Annotated in this window: 4 protein-coding genes; 2 read left to right on the forward strand and 2 right to left on the reverse strand. The window is 48.5% G+C overall.

Annotated elements, in window-relative coordinates:
* Nucleotides 1-49: 49 nt before the first annotated feature.
* Together A4R26_RS05420 and A4R26_RS05425 are read right to left on the reverse strand one after the other, a co-directional pair.
* On the reverse strand, nt 50-2260 hold the full coding sequence (locus tag A4R26_RS05420; RefSeq protein ID WP_081161773.1) for a phage tail-like protein: 2211 nt from the start codon (nt 2258-2260) through the stop codon (nt 50-52).
* A gap of 38 nt (nt 2261-2298) precedes the next feature.
* Nucleotides 2299-3951: a phage tail-like protein gene (locus A4R26_RS05425; protein WP_081161777.1), complete on the reverse strand. Its 1653-nt coding sequence runs from the start codon at nt 3949-3951 to the stop codon at nt 2299-2301.
* An 828-nt stretch (nt 3952-4779) separates the two neighbouring features.
* On the opposite strand from A4R26_RS05425, the gene A4R26_RS34785 reads away from it, so the two are divergent.
* Both A4R26_RS34785 and A4R26_RS05430 read left to right on the forward strand, forming a co-directional pair.
* Nucleotides 4780-4956 carry a hypothetical protein gene (locus A4R26_RS34785; RefSeq protein ID WP_165760156.1) on the forward strand — a complete coding sequence of 59 codons (177 nt, stop codon included), beginning with the start codon at nt 4780-4782 and terminating at the stop codon, nt 4954-4956.
* A 241-nt stretch (nt 4957-5197) separates the two neighbouring features.
* A partial coding sequence (locus A4R26_RS05430; RefSeq protein WP_207625684.1) for an N-acetylmuramoyl-L-alanine amidase occupies nt 5198-6571 on the forward strand: 1374 nt, incomplete at its 3' end.

The following is a 6571-nucleotide window of genomic DNA, read 5'->3' on the forward strand; positions in this document are numbered from 1 at the left end:
GTGTATCCTATGTTATGCTATACGACACTTACTACTTAAAACTATAAACTTATTGAATCAGCGTTACATCAAATGTTATACTTCCCAGTTGCCGGCCCCAGCTTTCCGTACAGGTAAAACCAATGGTTATCGTATTTGAACTGCTGATATAGGAATAGGCAATGGCAACACCACCTGGCAATGCACTCCGCGGATTTAAAACCACAGACGCATTGGTTGTTGCGCCGCTTATCGTTGCTGTAACCTGACGCGTTGCACCAGGCCCAAACCAGGTATTATCACTTATGCTGAAAGTAGTTTTTATCATATTGTTCAACGCCGTTCCCGAACTGCCTAATTTATATGTACCGGCCACATCGAGGGTTGCTGAAGGATTGGTCGTAGCCACCCCTACCCTTCCTGCACTGGTAATGCGCATTCTTTCATTGGAAGCAGCAATACCGCCGGTAAACAGGATCAGGTGTTTTGAAGCGGCCGTGTTACCGATAATGAAATCCTGTCCGGCACTAAACAAATAACCATTGTTAGGCCCGCTCAAAATATTATTGGCGCTGTTGTACCCGCCGCCATTGATACCGAGGTTCACATAGTTGGTGGTTTCTGTTCCGTTATTGGCTGTGGCCACAATATCGGTACTGGCCTGCCCCTGGGCCGATGTGTTTTGAATATTAAACTGCAGATAGCCGTTGCGTTCGCCTTTTGCCACCACCAGGTTATACGAATCGGTTGCTCCTGCATCTACCAGCAATTGTTCGGGGGCTGTATCATCAAACGCCCCGGAACCAACAGCCATTCTGCCCGAAGCATCAACTACATCCAGTACTGTGCCGGCCGCATTGCGCCACTCGGTAAGGTTAGCCGCCTGGCTTGTAATTCCCTGTATGGCCAACGGCACACTGGCGGTACGTTGCGACGGTATCAACACACCGGTATTCGTGGCCGAACCCGAAGACAAAACCGGAAAACTGCCCGATTGCCGGTCGCCCATGAGGATGGTTGTCCAGTAGGAGCCCATCTGCAGGTTACGGCCACCGCCGCCCTGCCAGAAAAGATCGCCGCCATCGCCGCCAATACGAAAGTCGCCATAGCCAGCCGTATTGGAGAACAATAAGGTTGACAGGGATCCGGTGCGGCGAATTTCCATAGTATCTTTTACAACCAGCGGATTGCCGGCATTGGTAACACCTATACCTACGCGGCCGTTGCCATCGATCCGCATCCGTTCGTTGGTGGTTGCACTACCACCGGTAAAGAAAACCAAATTCCTGTTACCGGTTTGGTTACCGATCACAAAATCATTGCCGGTACTGTACAGGTAGGCATTATTGGCGCCGCCGAGGATACCCGTACTGCTATAACCGCCTGAGTTGATACCCATATCAACGAAGTTGGCGGTTTCACTTCCGTTGTTGGCTGTGGCCACCACATCGCTGCTGGCGGCTGCGCCGGATGAAAGGTTTTGAATATTTAACTGTAAGTAGTTGTTGATGGTTCCTTTTGCATTGATGAGGTTATAAGATGAGGTGGTTCCTGCATGTACCAGAAATTTCTCGGGGTAAGCGGCATCGAATGTTGAAGTACCAATGCCTATATTACCTGTACTGGTGATGCGCATTTTTTCGGTGTTGTTGGTGATCAGCGGAAGATCATAATTATCTGTTGTACCAATTGTTTTCAATGCGCCTACGGTGTTTCCGTTCAAAGCCCAGCCTGTGCCGGCGCCTCCGGCAGCACTTAGTACACCCGTTGATGCATCGTAGCTGATACCAGAACCAGCACTGAGCAGGCCGCGCACTTTTTGATGGAAGTTGCTGATATAACCGGTATCTAAAGTAAGCGCACCGGTGTTACCATTCAATGAGGTAACACCGGCATTGCTTATTATCCCCGTTGTATTATTATATGCGATGCCGGCGCCTGCCGAGAATCCGCTTCTTACCTTCTGATAAAAATTGGGAATACTGCCGGTATCGATAGAGGTGGTGGAAGCCATCGGTTGCCAGTGGCCATTCGCCCGCAACAGCAGGCGTTTGGCTGGTGAAAAATAGATCACCATTCCATCGGGCGGATTCAACGCGTTGATAAGCGCCGTATCTGCTATTCGTGAAAACAATAACCCCTGGTTCGCCGATTGCAACTCGAGCACGGCCGATTTTTCAACCGCCCAGGGATTGTTTCCCAATCGCATTTGCTGCGACATACCTTTCGTGGCGAACAATACCGTTACCAGCACTGCTCCCAACCATCTGTTGATACGCATATACCCTGCTTTAAGCGGTGGGCTTATTAATTATTTTATTACTTCTTAATGATATACCAGTCGGTACCATCTGTTTGAAGCGTTACGTAGGTCCAGTCGTTGTAGATCTTGTACGAGTTGCCGCCATCGATCGTTCCTGAAGCGGGAGAAATGGTAAGATCATTATCCAACCCGCCGTTGCCTACTTTTTTGATAGTGTAGATGCGGCCGGCAATACTGGTTGGTGCAGGCAGCGTAATAACAATCGCTGCTGATGAAGTATTTGCCAGCACGGTATTATCGGCGGCTGTTACTGTATAATCGCCGGTAACAGATTTAATGGCCATCGATAATGAACCGGCAATTTGCACGGTACTGTTGGCATTACCGGTTGAACCCGCAAGGATGGCCTTTGAAGCGGCAACACTGTCCTGGAAGGTTTTGTTTCCACCGAAAGTTTGGGTAGCGGTTGTAACCACCCCACGGGCGGCGGTACCGGCATCGGGCACGTTGAAGAACAGTGAGTCGGCATTGTTGCCGCTTACCGTAAGATCAGCGCCGGTGTTCCGGAAAGTGAATGTCTGTGCGGTATCGCGGTTATCATTTATTACGCGGATGGCATTCCCGAATGCCGCATCGCTTACTTTTCTTTTGGCAACCACACCATTCGACAACACGAGCACCGAATCGGCGCTGTTGTTATCATTTACGGTGTTGATCGATAATGTTCCGTCAACAGTTACGCTGTCGCGGAAAGTTTTGCTACCGCCAAACTCCTGCGCACCGGCGGTTACAATACCGGGGTTGGTAGCATCTGCCGGATGCAGAATGATCTGGCGCGATGTGCTGTCTGTAACGATAGAAGCGCCTTTTACATCGGAAGAGGTGGCAACGGCGCCGATAGTAATGGTTTGAATACCGCTCTGGATCTTCGCCCAGTCATCGAGCGTCAGGAATCCATAAGGTTTATTGGCAGAAGCGCCATCCTGCACCGGCAGATAAACAGCAATGGTGCTGTCTGCCGTACGGTTCTCCACTTTTACCGAATCTTCAGTGGTGCTGGCTTCGGCTGTTATTGAGAGGGTTTGTTTCTGAATACCGTTGATGGCCTTTATTGCATTGGTAAATGCGGCTGATGACATCGTTCTTTTGTATACTGAACCGTCGGCATTCAGCACCAGTACATCAACTTCGGTTGAACCGGCTGCGAGGTTCTCGAGTTTTACCGTTCCGTTCACATTCAAAGTAGCGGATGGTGTGGTGGTACCGATACCTACATTACCATTTGAGCTGATGATCATGCGGGCCGAGTCATCGGTTTTAATGGTAAATGGTTTGCCATCTGTCGTTCCGATAAAGCTGGTAGCAGAATCGGTTCCGCTGTTGCCGGTCAACGACCAGTTGGCGGTTGCATCGGCCATGCTGGCGAGTTTTTTCCATGCGCCCTGGCTGCGGATGCGTAAGCTTTTATCGGTAGTAAGAAAGATGATCATTCCATCGGGCGGGGTAAGTGAATTGATTGCCGCCGTATCGGTTAGCCGGGGCAACAGCAAACCCTGGCGGGTGCTCTCCAATTCAAGGATAGAGCTTTTTTGAATGTTGGTAGGATTGTCACCTACCTTAAGCTGGGCATTCGCCAGCATACCGGTGCCCATAAAGGCTGCCAGCATTACCAATCCTTTTCGATTTTTAAGGATATTGAACAATTTCATACGTGGGGGATTTTTTTTCTTAATATTTATTGTCATATAAACAACCAAACCGGTCTGCAGCGTAAAAAAAAATGAGTGCCAATTTAACTTTTCATTGGTATCACCAGCTAACGGTAGGTACTACTGCTTAGCCGTTGGCATGGGCTATAACGAGCCAGTACCTTTATTTACAAGCTACTTGACAAAAGTCAAACCCAACGATCTAACAGTACCGGTCAATTGTTTATATGCTTCCACCACTACGCCAGCCTGGTGCTCCCCCGCAGTGCCTGAGGACGGGCCTATACACAGTTGCGCTTAATGCTTCCTGAAATTGTTTGGCATTGCCGTACCCAAACACCTTTAAACCCAACCTCCCTTTTAAGAATGTTGAAAAATAAACCCCGGCGGAGGGGGGTTCCGGCTACAGGCTGGTTTGATGTTTGTTTAGTACGGGCTGTTCCGGGTTTGTATATATGTTCTATATAAAATATAAACGCAGGGAAGATGGCCCGGCGGCCAGGCGTTTATCTTATATATAATTAAGATGCGTTTTTGTGCAAGTGTAGTTTATTGCTAAAACCGACTAAACACGAACAATAACCGGGCAGTAAGCCAATAAAAACGTAATTCACATGCTTACTATACTGATATAAGACCGATTAATATAGAACCGGTTATAAAACTACATGTGTACAACCACGTTACCAGGCGATCACTGCGGGCATGAATGTTCATATAATTTTCATGAGGCAGTATTGTTAATTCAAAAAATTATCATAATTATGTATGACATAATTTACTTAAAATCCTTATCCGCCGTTAGGTTGGACAAGACTAAACCTTATCATGAAAAAGACCTGTACACCAATCGTTTTGCCATATGGGACCATTACCGGCAATGATGCCGGCATAGGCGTTGCCCCGCTGCACCTGGCACAAAGCAACTCAGCATTTCAGTTGCCTATTCCCCTCACCAGTAAAAACAGGATACAGCAGCAGAGCCACCGTAACTGGCATGCGTAGCACAAACATTAATGCGTAAATACTGCTCCCGTTCATTTGCGGGATGGCAATGCTATGGCCTCAGGCCATGGATCTGTACCTATTCCCTACACTAGTATAGCCCGTTAGTTTTACTGCCCTTCAGTAAACCCCTGTTTACTGTACCGTATACCTTTTTGCCTGCCGGAAACCCGGTTTCTGCAGGTAACGGGAATCTTTTTGTATTAAACTCTTATTCGCCAACCATTAAAAATTAAACAGCATGAGTAAACGACGACTACTAACTGGTTTATTGCTTATCCTTTTGTTTAGTGTAAATGTCACTGCGCAACAGACTGACAATTACCAAAGCTATTTTGCCGAAGCGTACCGCCTGTACCCCAACATTCCCCGGGGAGTACTGGAAGCAACAGCCTGGTCGGCTTCGCATATGAATAACCTGGCCAATGAGCAGAAGGCCGATGGGGAGAAAGAACCAATGCCTGAACATTTCGGCATCTTCGCGCTTGTAGAGAACGGCCGCGGTTATTTCAAAAATAACCTGCTTACGGTTTGCCAGCTGAGCGGCATTACGCCTGAGCAGTTCAAGAAAGATGTACGCCTGCAGATCCTGGCTGTAGCGAAATTTCTCAGCCGGGAAGCGCATGCACAGAACCTGCCGGCCAGCACAACACCGGAAAGTTTTTCCAAAGTGCTTGAAAAGCTTTCGAACATTCCCGATGATGGCAGCGCTATAAATAAATATGCCCATTCCTTGTACACGTACGACATTTACGATAACCTGAAAAGAGGTTTTCGTTCACCCCGGTTAACACAACAACCGCGTAATGTACAGCTCGACAGGATCTACGCGCCGCAAACCCTGCGCACCCTGAGCGCGCCCGGCGTACAGATCGATTACCAGCAGGACAGGATAAGAGCCAATGGCGCGATTTTAAAAGCAAATACGTCAAACACTGCCAACAGTTCAAACAACAATGCAAGAACCGAAAGCACCAATGATGTAAACGCCATCCAAAGCGCAGATTACCCGCCGGCGTTGTGGGACCAGGCCAATACCGGCAATTTTACCGTAGGCCGCGGCGGTGTGGCCATTACAAATGTGACCGTACACACCACACAGGGAAACTATGCGGGCACTATCTCGTGGTTCAATAACCCTTCCGCCAATGTATCGGCGCACTATGTGATCCGCTCATCTGACGGGCAGGTTACGCAAATGGTGCTTGAAAAAGACCGGGCATGGCATGTATACAACAACAACTCCTATACTATTGGTATCGAACATGAGGGCTGGGTAAGCGACGCATCGTGGTACACCAACGCCATGTACAATAGTTCGGCTGCGCTGGTACGCGATATCTGCCGCGACAATAACATTGACCGTACCAAATGTTACAAGGGGTCTTCATCTTCGGGCGTTGTGGTATTGCCGAGGGAAGTACGCATCAAGGGCCACCAGCACTATCCCGATAACAACCATACCGATCCCGGTATCAACTGGAACTGGCCGAAGTATTATAATCTTATCAACCCTCCCACCGCTTTAACTGTTATGTCATTCGCGGTAAAAGATCAAAGCACCGGTTTAGCCGTTGCCAGCGCGGCAGTTACCATTACCCAACCCAATGGCACT

The sequence above is a fragment of the Niastella populi genome (assembly GCF_002078015.1).
Classification (GTDB): Bacteria; Bacteroidota; Bacteroidia; order Chitinophagales; family Chitinophagaceae; genus Niastella; species Niastella populi.

Excerpts from the sequence above, each read along its gene's own strand:
- A4R26_RS05425 (WP_081161777.1), bottom strand. The coding sequence starts at position 3,951 with ATGAAATTGTTCAATATCCTTAAAAATCGAAAAGGATTGGTAATGCTG.
- A4R26_RS34785 (WP_165760156.1), top strand. The coding sequence starts at position 4,780 with ATGAAAAAGACCTGTACACCAATCGTTTTGCCATATGGGACCATTACC.
- A4R26_RS05420 (WP_081161773.1), bottom strand. The coding sequence starts at position 2,260 with ATGCGTATCAACAGATGGTTGGGAGCAGTGCTGGTAACGGTATTGTTC.